Raw genomic sequence first — 22,657 nt, forward strand, 5'->3', positions numbered from 1 at the left:
ATGAGTATGCATAACAACTTCCATCAACAAAAAACCAATTATTTAAAAGTCAGCGTGACTATATATTTTAAACGTTCTTTTCGCTTTTTTCTAACACTCGTTTTGATATGGAGTACTACTATTTCATTTGCAAAAGAAAGTGTTGGGCCATTTTCTAAAGACAGTATAAAAAACATCATGCAACGCGTTGCTGACTGGCAATGGAGAGATATAGAAGTTCATGGCTGGAAAAATCCTCCCAAAGATTGGACAAGCGGTGCAATGTTTACCGGAATGGTCGCTTGGGCTAAAATTGCACCGGATAAGAAATATTGGAATAAATTGGTGCAGGTAGGTGAATTAAATCAATGGAAAATCGGTCCTCGACGTCGCTTTGCCGACGATTATTGTGTCGGACAAATGTATTCGCTATTGTACAAAAAATTTAAAAACCCAAGCTATATTGCCGATCTCCGGTCATTAGCTGATACCTTAGCCATTATTCCTCATACAGAACCACTGCTTTGGGTGAACAGTATTTATTTGCGGGAATGGGCTTGGTGTGACGCTCTGTTTATGGCGCCACCTGCTCTAGCTTACTTATCAGATGCTACTAAGGACAAAAAATATCTGGATCTCGCCAGCCGATTGTGGTGGAAAACAAGTGACTACCTGTACAGCAATGAAGAACATCTTTTCTTTAGAGATAGCCGATACTTTACCCAAAAAGAGAAAAATGGAAAACCTGTCTTCTGGAGCAGGGGGAACGGCTGGGTATTAGGAGGCATAACAAACGTGCTATCCGTTATGCCTGCAAGGCATCCTGACAGAGCCCGTTTCATCAAACAGTTCAAGGAGATGGCCGAGCGAATTGCCGGATTGCAACAGCCGGATGGTACATGGCATGCGAGCCTGCTGGATCCCGAAAGTTATCAGGTAAAGGAGACCAGCGGAACTGCCTTTTTCTGTTATGCTCTGGCTTGGGGAATCAATCATCACATTCTACCTCATGACAAATATTATCCTGTAGCAATTAAAGCTTGGCAGTCACTTGTTGCCTGTGTACATCCCGACGGCAAACTTGGCTACGTACAGCCACAGGGAGTGTCCCCGGAAAAAGTAACCTCCGACGATACCGAATATTACGGTGTAGGTGCTTTCCTGCTAGCAGGGACAGAGATGATCAAATTGAAGAGCAAATAAATCTTTGCATAATGCTGTTTGTCAAGCTCACGATTGAAGGCGTGCGGGCGTATTTGAAAGACAATAAGGATGCAGCAAGTAAAGTAAGTTAAACCCGATGTTAATAGCCTACGCGAGGCAATCGAAAAAGCTAATTTAATTTGTAACCGGTTACTCCACTTTGGCGATGCACAGTTTTACATCAAGTAAAAAACTTGATGTATGAAAGCAAAACGGGTAAAAAACAAATTGGCTGTAATAATTAAAAAGAGAGACGAAATATTGGCTTGGGTACAGGTTCTTAGTCAGACTGCCATGATCTTGAAAGCTATTTGAAAAAGTTATAAAGCTATTAAATTGATAACGGCTCGTTTTGCGTGCCACAAAACGTTCAATAACCAAGATCTAGATATGGCCTTTTTATCTTTTATTGTCGTATTTTTAATACATAAAAGGCGTTAAACGGTGTAACGTCAGGCTGTCTTGGCCACATCGTTATTTCTCATCTTGTTTAAACACTGTTTTAACAGCAAAAAAGAAAGGCAGCTACGCTTTATCGTAACTGCTTTATCCTCAGGTAGCGGGAGCAGGACTCGAACCTACGACCTTCGGGTTATGAGCCCGACGAGCTACCAACTGCTCCATCCCGCACTATGTTTGTTTTTTTATTGGACTGCAAAGATATAATTCGTTTCTTTGTACTCCAAATTTTATTTTAAATATTTTTTCTATATGAGTCACCGGGCCGGATTTGTGAGCATTATTGGTAAGCCTAACGCAGGTAAATCCACCCTGATGAATGCGTTTGTAGGCGAAAAGATGTCTATCATCACACCTAAAGCACAAACTACACGTCACCGCATTATGGGTATTGTTAATGCAGACAATTACCAAATCGTTTTTTCGGATACTCCGGGCGTTATCAAGCCGCATTATTTATTGCAAGAAAGCATGATGCACCAGGTATCCGGCTCTATTGTAGATGCTGACCTGATACTGTTCGTAACTGACATTAACGAAGCACATGACGAAGGTGACGTGTTAGAGAAATTGCAAAACTCGCAGGCACCGGTAGTAGTGCTTATTAACAAAATTGATAAAAGCGATGCCGAAACGGTAAAAGCCAAGGTTGATTACTGGCAGGAAAAACTGAACCCTAAAGCCATCTTTGCCATATCGGCGCTAATGGACCATAACATACGCGGCGTTATGGATTTTGTAGTAGAGAACTTGCCCGAGCATCCGCCCTATTATGAGAAGGATTTTTTGACCGACCGTAATGACCGCTTCTTTGCTGCCGAAATGATACGGGAGCAAGTGTTTAAACAGTATAAAAAGGAAATACCCTATAGTACCGAGGTCATCATCACTGCGTTTGAAGAAAGCGATACGTTATACAAAATCAGTGCTGAAATTATTGTAGAGCGCGACTCGCAAAAAAATATCCTGATTGGTAAAAACGGCGAAATGCTTAAAATTGTTGGTACTTATGCACGCCGTAGCATGGAAGACTTTTTTCAACGTAAAGTTTTCCTGCAAACGTTTGTAAAGGTTATTAGCGATTGGCGCAGCAAGAAAAATTATCTGAAGCAATTCGGATACGAAGACTAAAATTTAGATGTATGCTGTGTGATACGAGACTGGAACGTTATAGTATGTTCCTCTTCATCTCATAGCTCACATCTCATATCTTAACATACATATGAGTAATATAGTAGCTATTGTGGGCCGCCCTAATGTAGGCAAATCCACTTTATATAATAGATTAACTGAAAGCCGCAAAGCCATTGTAGATGACTTTAGCGGCGTTACGCGCGACCGCCATTACGGTATTGCCGAGTGGGTGGGTCGCACGTTCAACGTAATTGATACAGGCGGCTACGTGGCCAATTCTGAAGACGTTTTTGAAGCTGCCATACGTGAGCAGGTTGTTATTGCCATTGAAGAAGCCACGTCCATTTTGTTTGTGGTTGATGTAACCACCGGCATAACCGATTTAGACGATGAAATTGCTTCTATACTACGCAAAGGTAAAAAGCCTGTTTTTGTGGTAGTAAATAAGGTAGACAATAATTCGCAGCAAAGCGATGCCACTGAGTTTTACGCTTTAGGTTTGGGTGAGATTTACAACATTTCATCCATGACCGGATCTGGCACTGGTGAACTGCTGGATGAGGTTATTAAAACCTTTGATGAAGAACCGGCAGAAGAAAACACCTTACCCAAATACGCCATCGTAGGTCGTCCTAACGTAGGTAAATCTTCTATCATTAATGCCTTAATTGGTCAGGAGCGTAATATTGTTACGCCTATTGCAGGTACCACGCGCGATTCTATTCACATTCACTACAACCGCTATGGTCACGAGTTTATGCTGATTGACACCGCCGGACTGCGCAAAAAAACCAAAGTAAGGGAGAACATTGAGTTTTACTCGGTGATGCGTACCATAAAAGCGTTGGAAGAGGCAGATGTAGTTATACTGATGGTAGATGCGGTAGAAGGGCTAGAATCACAGGATATCAACATTTTTCACCTTGCGGAGAAAAATAAAAAAGGCCTCGTAATAGTGGTAAACAAATGGGATTTGATTGAAAAGAACAACAAAACCGTTAAAGTTTTTGAAGAGCAAATACAAGAGAAAATTGCGCCTTTTACAGATGTGCCTATCGTTTTCACCTCCGTATTAGAAAAGCAGCGCTTACTAAAAGTACTTGAAACTGCCCAGGAGGTTTATAATAACCGTAGCAAAAAAGTTCCTACCTCAAAACTGAATGATGTGATGCTGCCTATTATTGAAAGCTACCCGCCACCATCTATCAAAGGCAAACACGTAAAAATTAAGTATGCTACGCAGATAAATGGCACGTCGCCTATGTTTGCGTTCTTTTGTAATTTACCGCAGTACATTAAAGAGCCTTACCGCCGCTTTATTGAAAACAAGCTGCGCGAAAACTTCGACTTTGGCGGCGTACCCGTACAAATATTTTTCAGACAGAAATAAGCAATGGCAGATTAGAAATAATTTGCTGTTAGGATACTTTCATAAAACACAAAAGCCGCGTCTTTTAAGCAAGACGCGGCTTTTGTATTTTTAATATAAATTTTAGCTTGCTACCAATATGTAGTAGCAAATTTTATTGGTATGTGTATTTAAGGAGGCTAACAGTAGGGTTAGCCTGGCCGGGTGCTGTAACTTTCTTTTCAGCTTGTACAGGGTATCCATTGCTATTGTAGGTATAGATGTAAGTAGTGGTTTGAACTAAATTTCCTTCTTTATCGGTATGAGTATCTTTCACCGGGTTGTGTTTAGATGGTATTTCGAACGATACCTGGTAGATTTCGCCCAGTGCTGCCAACGGATTCGTTTTAGTATCATACTCATAAGTATGCATTTCTGCTAACTCAAATTCTTCGGTTAGAACATTAAACATGTATTCTTTCTGCACTTTTATATCGCCGTTGGCATAATATTCATACGCCAGTTTTACAATGGGCAAGGGTTCGGCATTACCGGGAAAATAAGCAGTAGTGATTATGCTGTTTAAAACATTGTTTTGATAGGCAAACACCATGTGGCCGGCGGCCGGCGTTTGCAGCGAACCATCGTGCAAATCCACCTTATCAAGCTGGTACGGCATTGTAATTAAACTTCATGGCATTATTGGCCGATGCGCCGCTCGCTATCCTGTTATTTGCATAGGTCAAACTGATTTCTTTGGCTATGCCGCCTTCTACCGCTTTCATTTTATTGAGCGAGCCGTTTGCATTGTACTCAAACGTGGTATAATTACCGGCCGATTGCTCTAATTTGACAAGTTTAGCATTGGGTTCATCTGGCTTTTGCACCGGATCTTTTTTACATGAAGTAGTAAATAAAGCAGCCGAAGCCAGTGTAAGCATTAAAAAACGATTGAAAATTGTAAATGATTTCATTGTGACTAATTGTGTGGTTTTAAGGTTTGTAATTTTTTGATGAAGTATGGCTTTGACATTAACAGGGCAATACACATTCATGGCTATGCATAAGCAACACCTCAAGTAAATGCAAAGTCGGTAGCTTTAAATTACCAGCAGATTTTAAATAATCCAGGGAGGCAGCATGCTGGTTGTTGGAGCGCCGGTGTTAGCCGGCGCCTTAACAGTGATATAGGGTTTAGATAAAGTGACAATTTTAGTATGTTTAGGTTAAGTGCTTAAATACAATATGAACACCAGACGTAATGCAGCTTGTTTTTGTTACAAGCTGCCTTTTGTTTTTTAAGGCTGTTTGCATAGGCCCAAAGGCTCACATTATTCAAAAGCACTTTATAGAGCCTGTTTGCTCACCAAGGTTTAATGGCATTGCAAAAAATTTAGAAGTATCTGCTGCATTATTTTCCCGCGGGGGGCTTAATGTTTATATTTAGCTGTCTACAGTCAATTTTATGAAAAAAGCGCTATTTCTTGCCGTCCTACTTACACATGCTTACTGCGTGTTAGCTCAGCAGGGCACCGAACTAATGCAGGTGACTGACATGATCCGCATTAAACAGATCAGTGGTCTTACCCTATCGCATAAGGGCAAAAATGTTGCATTTACCGTGAATGCCATAATACTCGACAAAAAGAATCCTCAAGATTACACCTACAAAACGCAGGTATGGGTAGCCCCTACCGATCATAGTTCGGCCCCACGCCTGTTGACCGATAGCGCAGCGAGCCAGCCGGCATGGTCTGCCGATGACCAGTGGATTGCCTTTATAAGTGCGGTAAAAGGCAAGCCACAGCTTTTTGTAGTTGGCGCGTTTGGAGGTAGGCCCGTGCAAATCACCAACAGCTTATACGGCGTATCGGCACCGCAGTGGGCGCCCAAGGGCAAGCAACTCTTATACAGCAGCAATTTAAGCCTTGCTGAGTTACTGAAAGATTCTCTTCTGAATGCCAGCAAGCAAGTACCGGCATGGAATACTGAGAAGCCCGGTTTTAACCGGTACACCAAGTATAACCATGTAAAGCCTGATGCTAATGGCGACATAGAAGCAATACGCAGTTATTTGGCACAAGATGAAGCCGACCGTAAAGTGGTTAAAGTATTTAACAAGCTTAATTTTGAAGGCGAAGCCTCTACTGAGCCCGACTACCGCTTTACCCATTATTTTATTACGCAACCCGTTGCCGGCGCTGTTTCCCAACCCCTTACCAGTGGCTTTTACAGCTTCAGTAACGCCCAGTTTATGCCCGATGGACAGTCGGTTGTTTTAACCTCAGCCATGGACCCGGTGAACAACCCCGACCGTGTCATGCAATCGGCCATTTACAGCATCTCCTTAAAGGATGGCAACCTAACTCAACTAATAAGTCGGGCTGGGCTTTCGCTGGCTAATGCTGCTGTATCGGCTAACGGCCGCTACATGGTGTATACAGTAAGTAAGGGTCTGGAAATTAATATTCCGGCTATTTATATTCATGATTTTAAAGAGCCGGCAAAATCTATCACCATTCCGCTTGATCGCAACGCCTCTAACTTCACCTGGTCGGCCGATAGTAAGCACCTGTACTTTACGGCACAATCAAACGGTGGCATACCAATTTACAGGGTAAGTATTGCAACCCTTAAGCCTGAACAGTTAAGCACGTTTGATGCTGGTATGAGTGCGTTAGACGTAGGCAAAAACCTGCTGGCCTATGTTAAAACCGAGGTAGCCAACCCGTACGAGATTTACACCAGCGATTTAGCCAACAAGCAACCTAAACGCCTTACCTCGTTTAATAACGACTGGGTAAAAAATAAAAAACTCAGTTTCCCCGAAAAGAAATATTATACGAACAGCAAAGGCATGCAGGTGGAGTACTGGATAATGAAGCCCACCAACCTTGATCCGGCCAAAAAACACCCCGTAATGTTGCAAATACACGGCGGACCAACCGCCATGTGGGGTCCGGGTGAGGCCAGCATGTGGCACGAGTACCAGTATTTTTGTGCACAGGGCTACGGTATTGTTTATTCTAACCCGCGTGGCTCGGGTGGCTATGGCATTAATTTTCTGAAAGGTAATTACCAGGACTGGGGAGCCGGACCAAGCGAAGATGTACTGGCCGCATTAGACGGCACGCTGGCCCAGGGCTGGGCTGATCCATCTAAAACTGTAGTAACCGGCGGTTCATACGCCGGGTATTTGACTGCCTGGCTGGTAGGCCATACCAACCGTTTCACGGCGGCCTCAGCGCAGCGCGGCGTTTACGATTTAAATACATTTTTTGGCGAAGGCAATGCCTGGCGCTTAGTGCCTATGTATTTTGGCGGTTATCCGTGGGATGAACAGGTAAAGCCTATTTTGGCCCGCGAGTCGCCGTTTACGTATGTAAACAGGATTACTACGCCATTTTTGATACTGCATGGCGAAACAGATTTGCGCACAGGTATTGTGCAAGGCGAAATGATGTACAAAGCCCTGAAAGTATTAAACCGCCCGGTAGAATATGTACAACACCCCGGCGCTACCCACGAGCTTACCCGCTCGGGCAACATTAAACAGCGTATAGACCAAATGTTGCGTATTTATGAGTTTTTTGGAAGGTATGTAGGGAAGAATGATTAAAGACGAAAGCACAAAGACTTAGAGAACCGCAAGCTTGGACTGACTAAATAACCAAGAGCCCACCTTGTACGTAATTAGCGTTATTTAAAGATGAAACACTTTGATGCTTGCCATCATATGAGGTAAGCAGCCCTTATGCTATTACAGCCACAATCAGGTTAGGCAGGCCAACAGCTACGGCAACACCATAAGCTACATCAAGCCAGAAGAACCCCCCCAATGAGCCAATGAAAATAAGGCCGATAACAGGATAGCCAACAATTTTGGCCAGCATGGATGTGTTTTCTTCTTTTAAATCCTCCCATATATTTTTAGCGTCACCTGTACTGGGGAAGGCATGCATAGCGATAGATACCAAGGTATATAAGCAAAAAGTCGACAGGTGTAGGGTTGTCAAACTTAAATACGGGTAAAGCAGCAGGCAAGGCAATAAGTGCGCCTAATACGGTATTTATAATAAACGGCCCTACACTAATCATCATGTTTTGCCATTTGTTATCCACTTTTTCATGCAGTACGTAACCGGCAGGATTGCCCACCCGCATATAAACTACCTTAAAAACAGGCACTTTAAACCATCGGCAAAATAGCTGGTGCGCTAATTCGTGCACAATAACACCCGGAAAAGTGATGAGCGTAATTAATATACCTGGTATAAACATGTTTAATTAGTTTGTGCGTTAACCATGTGCTGCTTTTTTCCGCTAATAAGCTCATTGGCGTAAGACATATAACCGGCTAATACGGTATCCTTTTCGGCCTGTTTTACCAATTTGTCTCTTTCGATAATGTTATGATTCAGGTGATATGCAATGGCCATTGTTGCTTTATTATAGTAAAATTTCGGGTCTAACCTGTCTGCCTGCAATGCCATACCCATCCCCTCTTTAAGGTGCTTTTGTTTAAGTAGTGTACGGGCTTTAGATGAAAGTGCCATCACAGACTGATGATTATCATCAAGCATGCGGTTACAATAATGAACCGACGAGTCGAGTTGGTTTAACTCTCGCTTGGTAATGCTTAGCATGAACAAAGCATACATATGATGCGGGTTAACGGAAATAATTTGCCTTAACAAACTATCACTTTTAACGTAATTCTCTTTGGCAAAAAAGCCTGATGTATAAGAATATTGGGCAAAAAGATCAGAAGGATTGGTTTTAATGTACTGTTCATAAACAGCATTAGGTACGCCTTGAGGATAGCGTTTAGTAAGCTTAGTTAAACTATCTGAGGGATAATAATCGGCTGTATAGGCTGTCAAGTCGTCAACCTCTTTCAATAATTCCTTATCATCAAACTCTTTACCATTCAACTTGTCCAATACACGCCCATAAGTATCAAAGTCGCCGTTGTAAAACGAGGCGATGAGCATATGCGCCAGCACCTCGGTACTATTAGGAACTATGCCCAGCGCTTGCTGAAGCTCCTGCTGTTCGGAAACATAATTATGAGCCTTTTCCTGCTTTTCAGCACGCGACAGTGCAATAGTTGCTTTAAAGTTTTGCGGTGAAAGCGCTAACGAAACGAGCATAAGTATTACAACACCTGCACCAAACAACTTTACCCACATCGGTACAGGGTACTTAATAAACATGTTACGGCATTCGGCGCAGAGCCTGGCGTTATGGCCGGCTAGTATAGCCTCACTCCCGCATTGCGCACATACGGGCTTAGCACGTTCCTGGCTTTCAGGACTTGGGTTTAGGTCTTCTTGCATGGTGATAAAGTATCTAAAAATACTCCTTTTTTGCCAAAAACAAAAAGCCTAGTCATTCACTTACAGTGCACTGCTAAAAATAACATTTGTTAAACACCGTCTCCCGGTTGCCGGGCTTCAGGTAAATACCGATAGATATTTCGTGAGAGCCATAGTTGTAGTTTCGCAGAGGGGTTAACGAGTAATCGAACGCGTAACCCACCCGGAGCCGATCTGTGGCAAATATTTCAATAATGCCAACAACGGCATTTGATTTTTGCAGCGTGTTTTGCAAATGCTGCTTTTTGTATAGAGGTACTGCCGTACGGTAGGTGCCTCCAATCCAAACCCGTTCGCCCAATAGGGTAAAAGCATTTATATCTAAACTGGTAGGTCCGCCTATATCGTCTTTTAATAAAATTGAGGGCTTAAACTTGGTTTGGTCATCAATATCAAACAAGGCCCCTGCCGTAAAGTACACATGCGGAACCGGTACAGGCGCTAAAGCAAATTTATCGCGCGTACCCGTCAGCTTACGGGCAAGCAGATTATCTGCCGATGCACCTACAAAAAAATGCTCATTAGTGTATAAAACGCCAATCCGCGCATCGGGCACTAAATTACTTTGAAAGCCCGTGGGTATGTAGCTATCTCCTTCATCAACCGCATTAAGCTTCGAGCCATCTATACCATTTTGAACCAGCCCGGCGCCAATACCAAAAGCCAGGCGGCTGTTTTCGTTATACCCAATTTGTAAGCGATAGGCATAATTGCCATACACAGCCAAATTACTTTGCGCACCAATCCGATCATGAGAAATCAGAACGCCAAGCCCTACTTTCGCGTCGTTTACTGCTCCATCTGCCGCTAATGAGAACGTTTGTGGCGCACCTTGCAAACCCGCCCATTGTGAGCGGTAAAAAGCATTCACGTAAACATCCTGCTTATAGCCTGCATAGGCCGGGTTAATGTATAAACCGTTAAATGTGTACTGGCTAAATTGCGCGTCTTGCTGTGCCTGTGCAGCAAAGCAAATGCTTATGCATAAAAAAGTTAACCAGCCCGCCTTTTTTCTAGTATATCTTCTCAATTTCATGTATGCTTCAGCTAAAATTTTATATTACGCTTATTGCTTAGTTCGCAGCAGGGTAACGTAACCCTTATATACCTCCCATACATCCTTATTAGTCTTCACTCTGAATATGTAGAAGTAAGTACCTTCATTCAAACCCTCGCCGGTCCATTCGTTATGGTAATTCTTTTTCTCGTACACACTATTACCCCAGCGGTTAACTATAGTAATTTCATTTTCGGCAAAGCCGTCCAGACCGGGAATCTCGAAAACATCGTTCTTACCATCACCATTGGGCGTAAACACATTGGGAATACTCAGTCCCATAATCTGCTTGGTATCCGATGCACTATTATTGGCCAGATTCAGATCAGCCTCAGCCGAGTTTACCATAACCGAGTTAACGATGGCCCCATTTTGTACTGCTTTAACCAGCAACTTCAGTTCGGCATAACCGTTCAGGTCAACATCGCCAATCTCCCAGGTAAGCACCCGTGTAGCGGCATCAAACCGTGGATTACCAACCGAAACACTTTTTATACTTACATATTCAAGCCCTTCGGGCAAAGCATCTTTGAGTTGTACACTGGTTGCTGGTGCCGGGCCTTTATTTACCACCCTAAGCAAATACTCAAACGGCTCACCGGTACGTACCTGCCGTGTTTCTGACTGCTTGGTAACAGCCAGATCTACCTGTATGGCGGCCAGCCTAACTACCATTTCATCTGACAAAGGCGATGGACACGACTCTATATTAAAAGCACGAACCGTGTACACTCCAGGCTCGCTGATCACATAAGTCCGGTTTGTAGCGCCTGATATTATTTTTCCGTTTTTATACCACTGGTAGGCCGCCGCTGCTGCACTGGCAGGTATACTCATGGTAACTGATTTGCCGGGTGCAATTGTTAATACTTGCTGCCCCCAGGCCTTACCCGGAAGCAGGGCAAAGCCTGTTACTACTAAAAGCAGTAACAGGCCTAACCTATATGTATTAAACTTTTGCAATTACAATTGCCTTAATTACCTACCGCTATTAGCCATCCGGCCGTATTAGTTACCAATTTGAATAGTTGGTTTAGTTGGAACCGGGATAACCGTAATTGGCTTATCGGCAGCTGTTTTAGTACACGAGGTATTTAGAGTGTAAGCCACTTTAACGGCATACTTATATGTTCCGGCTGTTTGTTCAGTAACTGTGTAAGTAGCGCTGGTAGCGTTGGTGGCTATGTCGGCACCCTCTCTGGTCCACTGGTAAGTATAGGTAAAGCGGCTATCCAATCCGGTTATCGATAATGCAGAATTGGTTTGCCCCTTCTCGCAGACAGAACCGTTACCATCAACAACTGGATTCAATGCCGGCAATACATACAAGTTGAATGGATCAGACGGGTCGGAAATACAGTTGTTAGAGTTTACCATAACCAATTGGTAAGTGTAGTAACCATCACCTGTTGATGTTTCTGAGTAGGCATTGTCTTTATTAATACCTTCTTTAACCAGCTTTTTAACACCTGCATTATCTGTTTTGTACCATTGATATTTAATAGTACCTGTAGCATCTGCCGGACCTTTAAGCAGTATTTGGCTGCCCGAGCACAGTACCTGGGCTACGGCAGTTGCCGTGGTGGGTGGCGCCGTAGTGGCATCGCTCGGACCTGAAAACGGCGTTTGGGCGGCCGCACTGAACGACAATGCCGAAAACAAGACGATGATTACAGTTTTGATTAGCGTAGATTTATTTTTCATATAATTATTAAGGCTATTTGTGCTTATAGTGAAATAGAGGGCTTTGGCGGATTAGAGTACAGGTTAACGTTAAACGTATTACGGCACACCGGGGAAAAAGTGATATCATCCAGGGCAAAGTCATTACCATAGGCTATGGTGTTTTGGTTTACAATACCAATTACAGCGCTTGTGTTGTTACCCGAACTCCACCTCACCGTAAAATTTTTCCAGTCGGGCAAACCGGCTGTAAGCAGAATGGGATTTCCCAGCGATGTGTTATTGATAGAAAAGCTCAGCTGCCCCGGATTGGCCGAATTGGCAGAGGTAAACCAAACCGAAAAAATATAATCGGTATTAGGCTGTACGGTAATAGACTGACGCCATATTGTTTTTCCGGCAGTTGGTGCACCGTTAACCACCATCATATTGCGGGCGCCGGTTGTGTTGGCTGTGTGGTCCGGAAAGTCTGCAAAATTGTTATGAACTGTTTTAGGGCTGGCAACAACGGAATAACGGCCCTCGGCAGTAAGGGCGCCAGCACCACCGGTAGAAGTGCCCGGGGCCTGGTAAATATAATCACTGGTAAAGCCGGTATTATCGTTAGTAAAGTCGCCGTTGGTTACTTTGTTATTGGTTAAGTCTGTAGTTTCCCACCAATAACTTCCGGAAGCGGTTACAGTAATAGAAGGTGTTGTAGCGCCAGTACTCCAACTATAATTAGGTTGGTTGGGCTCGGCGTTCAGCTGCATACTTGAGCTGCAGGCCGATAAATTAGTAACAGTACCGCAGGCAGGCAATTGAAATGTAGAAAGTGCAGTACTTGTGTTGCTTTTTTTGAAATTATAAAGCGCACGGCTGTTTACCGTAACCAGTAAACCAGCTAAAGCAAAAAAGGCAAAATTTATAAAAGGTATCCGTTTAATATAATAGCCCCACATATCAGCACTCTATAGTTTAATTCGCTAGGAAATAAGAATTAGGTAAGCGCTTTTACGAAAAACTATCTTATAGGTTGCTCCAATGTGCTATTATATAATATGTTAAAAATAAGCTTGTAGTTAAGAAAGCTAAAAAGATGTCGATATTTTATACAAGCGCTCTTTTAAAAGCCATCCCGAAAAATAAACCACAAAAAAAGCCGCCCTTTGGAGGCGGCTTAAAATCTTTATAATTGAGTTATCCTTTCTTTACTTCCTTGGCCCAGGCGTCCTTTAATGTAACAGTACGGTTAAACACCAGCTTGCTATCGGTTGAAAGCCTATCGAGCGTAAAATAACCTTTGCGAATAAACTGGTAACCTTTGCCAGGCAAAGCAGTAGCCAGATCAGGCTCAACAAAGGCGGTTATCACCTGCAGGCTATTAGGGTTCAAATCATCTTTAAAATCACCTTCTTCGGCCGAAGGATTTTCAGATTTGAACAGGCGGTCGTACAGTCTTACCTCGGCAGTTTTAGCATCAGGTACGCTCACCCAATGAATAGTACCCTTTACATTGATGCCGCTGGTATCCTGGCCTGATTTGGATTCAGGAATGTAAGTACAATGCACCTCGGTAACATTACCATCGGCATCCTTTACAAAATCTTCGCATTTAACAATATAGGCATGCTTTAAGCGTACCATAAGGCCAACGCCCAAACGGAAAAACTTCTTAGGCGGAACTTCCATAAAGTCTTCGCGCTCTATATAGATTTCGCGGCTAAACGGAATATCACGGCCACCTTCGCCACCTTCGGCTTCGGGGTTGTTCTCGCCGTGCAATATTTCGGTTTGCCCTTCTGGGTAGTTGGTCACGATCAGTTTAATCGGATCGAGCACAGCCATACGACGCCAGGCGGTTTTATTCAGGTCTTCGCGTATACAAAATTCCAGCAAGCCTACGTCAATCAGGTTCTCGCGTTTGGCTACACCAATGCGCTCACAAAACTCACGAACAGAGGCCGGCGTATAACCACGGCGGCGCAAACCGCTAATGGTTGGCATACGCGGGTCATCCCAATCCTCCACATGGCCTTCATTCACCAATTGCAGCAGCTTACGCTTGCTCATTACGGTATACGTAAGGTTTAAGCGGGCCATTTCATATTGCCGCGACGGAAATATTTCCAGCTTATCTATAAACCACTCATACAACGGGCGGTGTGGTATAAATTCCAACGTACAAATGGAATGTGTAATTTCCTCAATAGCGTCACTTTGCCCATGGGCAAAATCATACATAGGGTAAATGCACCATTTATTGCCGGTACGGTGGTGGTGTGCATGCTTAATACGGTACATGATAGGATCGCGCATGTGCATGTTGGGCGATGCCATATCAATTTTAGCACGCAGTACTTTAGCGCCGTCGGGGTATTTGCCGGCTTTCATTTCCTCAAACAGCTGCACGTTTTCTTCAATGCTGCGGTTTCGGTAGTCATTAGCTATACCCGGCTCAGTTGGTGTGCCTTTTTGTGCAGCTATTTCTTCAGGTGTGCTATCATCAACATATGCCAGTCCCTGCTTAATCAGGTTAAGGGCAAAAGCATATAATATGTCAAAGTAATCGGATGCATATAACTCGTTGGCCCATTCAAAACCCAGCCAGCGTACGTCCTCTTTAATGCTTTCAACATACTCTGTATCTTCAGTAACCGGGTTGGTATCATCAAAACGCAAGTTGGTTTTACCATTGTAGCGTTGTGCCAGCCCAAAATTAAGGCATATGGATTTAGCATGCCCAATATGCAGGTAACCATTAGGTTCGGGCGGAAAACGCGTATGCACCCGGCCGTTATGCTTGCCTGATGATAAATCGTCTTCTACTATTTCTTCTATAAAATTTAACGCTCTTTCTTCGCTCATATGCAGTACTATCAAAACAAAAGTAGCAAAAAATAGCACTTTTGAGCGGTTAACATATGATATGTTTGGACAACAAAACGTAAAAATCGTACGTAAAAAGGGTATTGCGGGTAATGATTTTATTGTTTAAGCCACTAAAATAAATGGGCTTACATTACTATTATGTTACAAAATTTACCATTTTTGTAACAATAGCTACCTGCTAAAAATAGCAAACCCTAAGAGTAATCTGCAGATATGAATAAAATACTCATCATAGATGATGAAGTGAATACCGCGCTGTTGCTGTCGAAATTTTTGACCAGAAACGGGTTTGAGGTCACTACGGCCTCTAGCGGTGGCAACGGGTTGGAGCAACTCAAAAGCAACGATTTTAACCTGGTTCTTTGCGATTACCGCCTGGAAGATACCGACGGCCGCGAAATACTGAAAACTATAAAAACGCAATATCCCAAAACCGGTGTAATTATTATAACCGGCTATTCGGATATTAAGATGGCTGTTGAACTGATTAAGATGGGGGCTTATGATTATATCACCAAGCCGCTTTACCCGGACGAAATCCTAACCACGATTAATAAAGCCATTGAAACACACCATGCCCTGCTTGAGGCGGCTGAACAGGAAGCATCTCCTGCCGCCAGCAGCAGCAAAACAGGCACTAAGGAGACCCGTAAACAGGTGTTCTCGAACGAGTTTGTGAGTGGTAACAGCCGGCCGTCTAAAGAACTATCGCGCCAGATTGAGTTGGTTGCCCCTACCAATTACAGCGTAATTATTATGGGCGAAAGTGGTACCGGCAAAGAGTCGGTAGCTAAAAGCATTCACCTTAACAGCCCCCGCCGCGACCAGCCTTTTATTGCAATGGACTGTGGCTCATTAACCAAAGAACTGGCACAGAGCGAATTCTTCGGTCACGAGAAAGGTTCATTTACAGGCGCACTCTACACCAAAATAGGCCATTTTGAAATGGCCAACGGCGGCACCTTGTTTTTAGATGAGGTAGGCAATCTGTCTTATGATATACAGGCTGCTTTGTTGCGCACAGTGCAGGAGCGTAAGGTAAAGCGTATAGGCTCAACCAAAGAGATTGACCTGGACGTGCGCATTATTGTAGCTACTAACGAGAATTTGCAGGATGCCATTCAAAAAGGGCGCTTTCGGGAAGACTTGTATCACCGCTTTAACGAGTTTAGCATATACATGCCGCCACTGCGCGAGCGTGGTAATGATGTCATGCAACTGGCTTCACATTTCTTAAAAAGTGCCAACCAGGAGTTGGGCCGCGGCGTATCTGATTTTTCGATGGAGGTAGTAGAGTGTTTTATGAACTACCGCTGGCAGGGTAACATACGCGAATTAAAAAACGTAGTGCGCCGTGCCACCTTGCTTACCGAGGGCGATGAGATACAGATGAAAGCTCTTCCGCTCGAAATGCTGGCCTACAGCAAAGCGCCAGCAACCGAAAGTTCACTGGACGGCAACACGGCTACAGTAGTAAGAGAAACCCGGCACGATCTAAAAAATGCAGCCCTGGAGGCCGAGTACGATACTATTTTAAAAGTACTGCGGGAGGTAAACTTCAATAAAACCAAGGCGGCCGAGATTTTAAAGATTGACCGCAAAACGCTTTACAACAAAATGAAGGCGATAAACTTAGGCAGATAATTTTATGGGATTGCCCGAAGAAAATCAATCCGCCCATGAACAGGCCCTGCGTATGCTGAAGCACGATGTTAAAAATCAGCTATCTAACATACACCTGGCCATTGAGCAGTTGCGCTATGAGGTTGAAAACCCATCAACCGACTGCATTTTTTACATGGATACGATTGCTACGAGCTGTACCCAGATTAACAACCTGCTAAATACTATAGATTAGGTGCCTTAGCCTATAGCTAAAATATCATTGATAAAGCGCCGAACATTTTGGCGCTTTTTTGTTTATTAATTGTCCGTAATCAGCCATGTCCGTATTTAGCCATCAGCAACGTAATAACATTATACTGGTAAGCATTATTGTGCTGGGCTGCTTTTTGTTGTATGCACTGAGCGAAATTTTTAGCGCCATATTGGGTGCCATTGTGCTGTATGTGATGTTCAGGCCATTATTTCTCTATCTAACCGAAAAGCGCAGGTGGAACGCCGCTATTTCAGCATTGCTCATTATCGTCCTCTCGCTCATTGTTATTGTAATTCCATTCCTTTTGCTGAGTTTTATGGTGATAGAAAAAATCATCAGCTTTAAAACCAGTACGCTGCCCATTGACTCATGGGTTGATAAAATTGACATGTTTACGGCCGAGCATTTTAACCAGCCCCGCTTTGCCGAAGAAACCTTACAAAAGCTAGGCGGCTACGCGGCCGATCTTTTCCCCTCCTTGCTTGGTAGCGCAGCCAACATTATTTTAACGCTGCTAGTGCTCTACTTCATCCTGTACTTTATGTTTGCCCAATTGCGCGAGTTTGAGGCCGGCTTACTCCGGTATGCACCTTTTAGCGAGCAACATGCATTAAAGTTTGCTGTGGCCCTGCGTAACGCAACTTATTCTAACGTGCTTGGCCAGGGCATCATATCACTGGTGCAGGGCGTACTACTGGCCAACGGCTTTTGGATAGTAGGCATACCCGACGCTGTTTTTTGGGGCGTTATTGCCACTTTTATATCCTTCCTGCCCGTAGTGGGCGCACCAACGCTATCTATACCCGCCGGTATTTACCTCATACTGCTGGGCCGCAACTGGGCAGGTATAGGCATTATGATATACGGCCTTTTGTTTATCGGCAACCTCGACCATGTGTTGCGCATGGTAATTAACAAACGTATTGCCAATACGCATCCCATTATTTCTATAATAGGCGTGTTTATAGGCTTGCCATTATTTGGTATCTTGGGCTTGGTATTTGGCCCGGTATTACTGTCATATTTTATACTGATGACAGAAATTTACCAAACCAACCGGCTGGCTGCCGACAGGCTGGAACGGGTACGCACAGCACCCGATGAGTAACAAAAATTTTAAAGCCGCTAAACAAACCCTTAGCTTAGCCGTTAATTACTATAACTGATTACAACAACATAAATTTTAATCACCATGAGCACACAAGACGTTTCAAACCTGATCAAAAAAATACCAAGCCTAACCAGCAAATTTAAAAAAGATGAAGGGATGGGCGATGGCGCCAAAGTAGCCCTGGCCTTATTGGCCGGTTTAGCTGCAGGTGCTGCAATAGGTATTTTGTTTGCCCCAAGCAAAGGTACCGAAACCCGCGATAAACTATCAGAATCATTAAGCAACTTAAGCGATAGTATTAAAGAGACTGCTGCTGCCGAGATTGACCGCCTGGCAAGCTTAAAAACAAAAGTGGTTGACAACATTAAAACCAAGATAAGCGGTGAAGAGCCTGAATATCAGGACGATTTAGAACACGCATAAATAACCATTTAGTGGCGTAAGCTGCTTGCATTAATACCCAGTTAGATGGAAGAGACAAAAGAAGCTGAACAACCGCAACAACCAAACGTACTGGACCAGTTAAAGGAATACGCGGAAACCCGCTTTAAACTGGCCAAGTATAAAACGATTGAGAAGAGCACATCTGTAGCAGCCAGTTTAGTTACCGTTGTAGTTGTTGCTTTCAGCGCAATCATGACTTTCATGTTCTTCACCTTTACCATAGCGCTGCTGTTAGGCGATTTGTTAGGTGCAGCATGGAAAGGTTTTGGCATTGTAACCTTGTTTTATTTGCTGATTGCGATTATTGCGATAGCTGCTAAATCAACTATCGAGAAGCCGATTGTTAACTTGCTTATCAGCAAAATATTTAAGTAACCATGGATATACCCGTTAAAAACGTACTCGACCTGCAGTCAGAGATCATACGGCTGGAAAAGCTGAAGCAGGAGCAGGAGATGGGTTTAAAGCATCGCTTTAGCAGTCCATCGGCTATTTTCCAATCCATCAAATCTATCTTCCCTAAATCGCCAGAGGGCGAAGCAGGTGCTGGTGGAGGCGGTATTGGTTCGCTTTTCTCGCCTGATATTGTAAGCTTAATATCCCGCTTTGTATTACCCATTGCGCTTAACAAAACTTTGTTCAAACGTTCGGGCTTTATTGTAAAAACGGTAGTTGGACTATTGTCACAAAAGGCATCCACCTATATCAGCGAAGATTCTGTTACCTCGGTTTGGGGCCGTGTTAAATCGCTGTTCGGCAAAAAGCCTAAAACTGCGGTTAAGGCTGCTACTGTAAAAGAGCCCTTAGTAAGGCCTGTATAAAAAATCTGTTAAAGTGCTGCCGATCAATCCGGCAGATGAAGGTGACGTAGGGATACGTCACCTTTTTTATTTCGGGCGTATCGGGCGCTTATGTTAATTTACATCAGCTCCTTGTAGGTTCCTCTTTTGATACTTGGCGCTTGATGCTCATTTAACTATTTTTGCAGCTTTAATTTTAAAAGTGGGAAAAGATAAATTAAGGCGCTTTGCTGAAATAGCCACCTTCAGCAACGTAGTTGAGTTACAAGCCGGTATACCGTATAAAGGCCAGTGGGCCAATACATTTTTTAAGAACAGCAACCCGGTTGTACTCGAACTTGCCTGCGGCAAAGGCGAATACACGGTTAACCTAGCACAACTGTTTTCGGATAAAAATTTTATTGGTATCGACTACAAAGGCAACCGCATATGGCGAGGCGCTAAAACTGCCGTTGAGGAGGGTATAGCCAACGTAGGTTTTTTACGCATCCAGATAGAAACTTTAATGGATTATTTTGGCGAACACGAGGTAGACGAGATCTGGATCACTTTCCCTGATCCGCAGCCGCAAGACAGCCGGGAAAAGAAGCGCCTCACTTTCCCCCGCTTTTTAGAAAAATACAAGCACGTGCTTAAACCGGGCGGTTTCATTAATTTAAAAACCGACAATGACGACCTGCACGCTTACACGGCCGAAAAGATTGAACAGTTGGGTTTGAAATTGCATGTAAAAACCGAAGACCTGTATCATTCTCCTTATGCCAACGAGGTGCTGAACATTAAAACGTATTACGAAAAGAAATATTTACAGGACAATAAGAACATTAATTACCTTAAATTTTCGTTTGAATAAACAATGACCGACGCCCACTTTTACGAACACGTGTTTGAAGTTGTACGCCAGATACCGGTTGGCCGTGTAACATCATACGGCGCTATCGCTAAATTTTTAGGCGTGGGCAACTGGTCGCGTAAGGTGGGGCATGCCATGGGCGAGGTTGGCGGCGTTGAGCCTCCTGTTCCATTCCAGCGGGTAGTAAACAGCCAGGGCCTGCTCACCGGCGGCACCTCGGGTATTGAGCACCGCAAGGAGTTGTTAGCCGCCGAGGGCGTAACCGTTATTGGTAACAAAGTACAAGATTATAAAAACGTGTTTTGGGATCCGGCCAAAGAGCTGAATTATTAACAAATATTAATTCGTTCCCAAAATTTACGTATTCAAAACTCATTATTCACTCATTAAAACTATGGGCAAACTAGTAGATGATTTTAACGGCTATCGTACCAAAATGAACGATAGGATCATGGAATCGGCCAATACCAATATTAAACGCTTTTTTGCATTGGATACCACCACTTATGCCGATGGTGCCCTCGATGTAAAAACCAAAGAAATGCTTGGCCTGGTAGCCAGCATGGTACTGCGCTGCGACGATTGCATTAAGTACCACCTGGGCAAATGCCATGAGGCTGGGGTAAACCATGCCGAAATGAATGAGATCTTCATGATTGCTAACCTGGTGGGCGGCTCTATAGTCATCCCGCATTACCGCCGTGCGGTAGAGTACTGGGATGAATTGAACGAGCAAGCTTAAGCCCTTTCAGCACATGTACGCATCCACCCAGGAAACGGTAATCCCCAAATATCCCTTTGAGCCCGATGAGGCTACCGGGAATCCTATGTTCCGGGTTCAACAATATAATTGTGTTGTTAACTACAAGCAGTCGGACTTTTTGATACCCCACCGCAAAGACTATTATTTTTTGGCTTTGGTAAGGCGCGGCAGCAGCCGGGGTTGGGTGGATACAGTACCTTATGTATTAAAGCCCAATTCCTTTTATTTTACTGTTCCGCGCCAGGTGCTTTTAAAGGAAGACATCAGCGAGCTAACCAGTATAAGTATTGGCTTTACCAACGAATTTTTAGCACTTGATGAAAGCGGCTCGCTCAAGAATTTGCCCATTATTCAAAACCCGGATAACGGACATGAATTGGTATTAAGCGATGCTGATCTTATTTTTGTTGACGACCTGCTTGAAAAAATACAGGCGGAGTACGAGGCAAAAAACAACTGGCAGCATAACATGTTACTGGCCTATACCAAGGTGTTACTTATTTATTTAAGCCGGCTATACCAGCAGCAAATAAGCGCTGTTGCACCCCAGCCCAATAGGGTGCTTCTTAAAAGCTACCTTTCTAAGATAGATGAATGGTACACCCAGTTACATGAAGTTACGGCCTATGCCGATATCATGAATATTTCGGCCGGGCATTTAAGCGAGGTGGTGAAAGAACAAAGCGGCAAACCGGCCATTGTGCACATTCATGAGCGCCTCATTGTAGAAGCCAAACGCCTGCTTTTTCATACCAATCAATCTATTAAAGAAATAGCTTTTGCACTTGGCTTTGAAGATGCCTCGTACTTTAACCGCTTCTTTAAACGCCTTACCGACTATACACCCGTAAGCTATCGCACCACCATCCGCGAAATGTACCATTGATTCCTATTAGAGTGCTGTTATGACATGTAGGGGTGCTACTATCTTTGTTCAACATAAAAAAGAAGAACATGAAAACAGTACTTATTACAGGCGCTAACAAAAGCATCGGGTTTGAAATGGCCAAACTGCTTGCGCAAAAAGGATACTTCGTATACATTGGTAGCCGCAATATAGAAAATGGGGAGGCTGCCGTTTCAAAACTGGCAGCAGAAGGTATTACCCAGGTAGAAGCGCTGCAAATTGACGTAACCGACAAAGCATCCGTACAATCTGCACAGCAAACATTAGCCGGCAAAATTACCGCGCTTGATATTTTAATTAACAATGCAGGCATATTGGGAGCTTCACCACAGGAAGCTTCTACAGTAGATGTTGATATAATTAGGGAGGTATTCGATACCAACTTTTTTGGCGTAATTAACGTTACACAGGCTTTTGTTCCGCTTATGCAAAAGGCAGATGTACCGGTAATTATTAATGTAACCTCCGGCCTGGGGTCACTTACTTTACACAGCGATCCATCTTGGAAATTTCATGCGGTTAAAACGGCTGCTTACGGCCCCTCAAAAACAGCTTTAAATGCTTACACAGTTGTGCTGGCACATCAACTGCAAGGCGCCGGCTTTAAAGTTAACGCTGTTGACCCGGGTTATACCGCTACAGATTTTAATCAGCACAGCGGTCCGTTTAAAGTTGAAGACTCGGCGGCATTTGTGCTTAGGTATGCCGAGCTTGATGCGGATGGCCCAACCGGAAAGTTTTTTAGCCATGACCATGCCGACAATAACTACGAAAGTCCGTGGTAGTTG

At 43.7% G+C, this 22,657-nt stretch carries 25 protein-coding genes and 1 tRNA gene; 15 read left to right on the forward strand and 11 right to left on the reverse strand.

Features of this window, described 5'->3' with window-relative positions; genetic code table 11:
- Entirely contained in the window at positions 1-1,182 is a 1,182-nt protein-coding gene (locus ABDD95_RS23185) for a glycoside hydrolase family 88 protein (protein ID WP_345949748.1), read from the forward strand.
- A gap of 557 nt (positions 1,183-1,739) precedes the next feature.
- Here the strand turns inward: ABDD95_RS23185 and ABDD95_RS23190 are convergent.
- Positions 1,740-1,812, reverse strand: a tRNA-Met gene (locus ABDD95_RS23190).
- Positions 1,813-1,893: 81 nt separating this feature from the next.
- Here ABDD95_RS23190 and era point away from each other — a divergent pair.
- Entirely contained in the window at positions 1,894-2,772 is an 879-nt protein-coding gene (gene era, locus ABDD95_RS23195) for a GTPase Era (protein ID WP_345949749.1), read from the forward strand.
- A gap of 91 nt (positions 2,773-2,863) precedes the next feature.
- Positions 2,864-4,165, forward strand: a complete 1,302-nt coding sequence (gene der, locus ABDD95_RS23200; protein ID WP_345949750.1) for a ribosome biogenesis GTPase Der — start codon at positions 2,864-2,866, stop codon at positions 4,163-4,165.
- A gap of 133 nt (positions 4,166-4,298) precedes the next feature.
- Here der and ABDD95_RS23205 read toward each other — a convergent pair whose 3' ends face one another.
- On the reverse strand, positions 4,299-4,802 hold the full coding sequence (locus ABDD95_RS23205) for a hypothetical protein (RefSeq protein ID WP_345949751.1): 504 nt from the start codon (positions 4,800-4,802) through the stop codon (positions 4,299-4,301).
- Positions 4,786-5,097: a hypothetical protein gene (locus tag ABDD95_RS23210; protein WP_345949752.1), complete on the reverse strand. Its 312-nt coding sequence runs from the start codon at positions 5,095-5,097 to the stop codon at positions 4,786-4,788. The genes ABDD95_RS23205 and ABDD95_RS23210 overlap by 17 nt, the downstream gene beginning before the upstream one ends.
- A 491-nt stretch (positions 5,098-5,588) precedes the next feature.
- Here ABDD95_RS23210 and ABDD95_RS23215 point away from each other — a divergent pair, with 491 nt between their 5' ends.
- A complete protein-coding gene (locus ABDD95_RS23215; RefSeq protein ID WP_345949753.1) occupies positions 5,589-7,742 on the forward strand; it encodes a S9 family peptidase in 2,154 nt (717 codons plus the stop codon).
- Positions 7,743-7,875: 133 nt separating this feature from the next.
- On the opposite strand, the gene ABDD95_RS23220 is transcribed toward ABDD95_RS23215, so the two are convergent.
- From ABDD95_RS23220 to ABDD95_RS23255, 8 genes are all read right to left on the reverse strand, one after another.
- Positions 7,876-8,085, reverse strand: a complete 210-nt coding sequence (locus tag ABDD95_RS23220) for a hypothetical protein (RefSeq protein ID WP_345949754.1) — start codon at positions 8,083-8,085, stop codon at positions 7,876-7,878.
- Complete coding sequence (locus tag ABDD95_RS23225; RefSeq protein ID WP_345949755.1) at positions 8,060-8,404, reverse strand: DUF3267 domain-containing protein; 345 nt, start codon at positions 8,402-8,404, stop codon at positions 8,060-8,062. The genes ABDD95_RS23220 and ABDD95_RS23225 overlap by 26 nt, the downstream gene beginning before the upstream one ends.
- Before the next feature lie 2 nt (positions 8,405-8,406).
- Positions 8,407-9,462: a hypothetical protein gene (locus ABDD95_RS23230; RefSeq protein WP_345949756.1), complete on the reverse strand. Its 1,056-nt coding sequence runs from the start codon at positions 9,460-9,462 to the stop codon at positions 8,407-8,409.
- A gap of 73 nt (positions 9,463-9,535) precedes the next feature.
- Complete coding sequence (locus tag ABDD95_RS23235) at positions 9,536-10,537, reverse strand: type IX secretion system membrane protein PorP/SprF (protein ID WP_345949757.1); 1,002 nt, start codon at positions 10,535-10,537, stop codon at positions 9,536-9,538.
- A gap of 30 nt (positions 10,538-10,567) precedes the next feature.
- A complete protein-coding gene (locus tag ABDD95_RS23240; protein WP_345949758.1) occupies positions 10,568-11,521 on the reverse strand; it encodes a gliding motility-associated C-terminal domain-containing protein in 954 nt (317 codons plus the stop codon).
- A gap of 45 nt (positions 11,522-11,566) precedes the next feature.
- A complete protein-coding gene (locus ABDD95_RS23245) occupies positions 11,567-12,262 on the reverse strand; it encodes a hypothetical protein (protein WP_345949759.1) in 696 nt (231 codons plus the stop codon).
- Positions 12,263-12,285: 23 nt separating this feature from the next.
- Positions 12,286-13,182, reverse strand: coding sequence for a hypothetical protein (locus tag ABDD95_RS23250; RefSeq protein ID WP_345949760.1), 897 nt, complete (start codon positions 13,180-13,182; stop codon positions 12,286-12,288).
- A gap of 238 nt (positions 13,183-13,420) precedes the next feature.
- Positions 13,421-15,088 (reverse strand): glutamine--tRNA ligase/YqeY domain fusion protein, encoded by a 1,668-nt coding sequence (locus ABDD95_RS23255; protein ID WP_345949761.1) that lies wholly within the window; start codon positions 15,086-15,088, stop codon positions 13,421-13,423.
- Between the two features lie 237 nt (positions 15,089-15,325).
- Here ABDD95_RS23255 and ABDD95_RS23260 point away from each other — a divergent pair, with 237 nt between their 5' ends.
- The 11 genes from ABDD95_RS23260 (at position 15,326) to ABDD95_RS23310 (ending at position 22,654) form a co-directional block, all read left to right on the forward strand.
- Entirely contained in the window at positions 15,326-16,756 is a 1,431-nt protein-coding gene (locus ABDD95_RS23260) for a sigma-54 dependent transcriptional regulator (protein ID WP_345949762.1), read from the forward strand.
- A 4-nt stretch (positions 16,757-16,760) separates the two neighbouring features.
- Positions 16,761-16,970 carry a hypothetical protein gene (locus ABDD95_RS23265; RefSeq protein WP_345949763.1) on the forward strand — a complete coding sequence of 70 codons (210 nt, stop codon included), beginning with the start codon at positions 16,761-16,763 and terminating at the stop codon, positions 16,968-16,970.
- A gap of 85 nt (positions 16,971-17,055) precedes the next feature.
- A complete protein-coding gene (locus ABDD95_RS23270) occupies positions 17,056-18,099 on the forward strand; it encodes an AI-2E family transporter (protein ID WP_345949764.1) in 1,044 nt (347 codons plus the stop codon).
- A gap of 84 nt (positions 18,100-18,183) precedes the next feature.
- A complete protein-coding gene (locus tag ABDD95_RS23275) occupies positions 18,184-18,525 on the forward strand; it encodes a YtxH domain-containing protein (protein ID WP_345949765.1) in 342 nt (113 codons plus the stop codon).
- 45 nt (positions 18,526-18,570) lie between these two features.
- Complete coding sequence (locus ABDD95_RS23280) at positions 18,571-18,921, forward strand: phage holin family protein (protein ID WP_345949766.1); 351 nt, start codon at positions 18,571-18,573, stop codon at positions 18,919-18,921.
- Positions 18,922-18,923: 2 nt separating this feature from the next.
- The gene (locus ABDD95_RS23285) at positions 18,924-19,367 is read left to right on the forward strand and encodes a hypothetical protein (protein ID WP_345949767.1); all 444 of its coding nucleotides are present in this window, start codon (positions 18,924-18,926) and stop codon (positions 19,365-19,367) included.
- Between the two features lie 181 nt (positions 19,368-19,548).
- Entirely contained in the window at positions 19,549-20,199 is a 651-nt protein-coding gene (trmB, locus tag ABDD95_RS23290; protein WP_345949768.1) for a tRNA (guanosine(46)-N7)-methyltransferase TrmB, read from the forward strand.
- Positions 20,200-20,202: 3 nt separating this feature from the next.
- Positions 20,203-20,532, forward strand: a complete 330-nt coding sequence (locus tag ABDD95_RS23295; RefSeq protein ID WP_345949769.1) for an MGMT family protein — start codon at positions 20,203-20,205, stop codon at positions 20,530-20,532.
- 61 nt (positions 20,533-20,593) lie between these two features.
- Complete coding sequence (locus ABDD95_RS23300; protein ID WP_345949770.1) at positions 20,594-20,941, forward strand: carboxymuconolactone decarboxylase family protein; 348 nt, start codon at positions 20,594-20,596, stop codon at positions 20,939-20,941.
- Between the two features lie 13 nt (positions 20,942-20,954).
- A complete protein-coding gene (locus ABDD95_RS23305; protein ID WP_345949771.1) occupies positions 20,955-21,848 on the forward strand; it encodes a helix-turn-helix transcriptional regulator in 894 nt (297 codons plus the stop codon).
- Positions 21,849-21,916: 68 nt separating this feature from the next.
- Positions 21,917-22,654, forward strand: coding sequence for an SDR family NAD(P)-dependent oxidoreductase (locus ABDD95_RS23310; protein ID WP_345949772.1), 738 nt, complete (start codon positions 21,917-21,919; stop codon positions 22,652-22,654).
- Positions 22,655-22,657: the final 3 nt, after the last annotated feature.

Origin of the sequence: Mucilaginibacter sp. PAMB04274 (genome assembly GCF_039634385.2) — a bacterium.
Lineage (GTDB): Bacteria > Bacteroidota > Bacteroidia > Sphingobacteriales > Sphingobacteriaceae > Mucilaginibacter.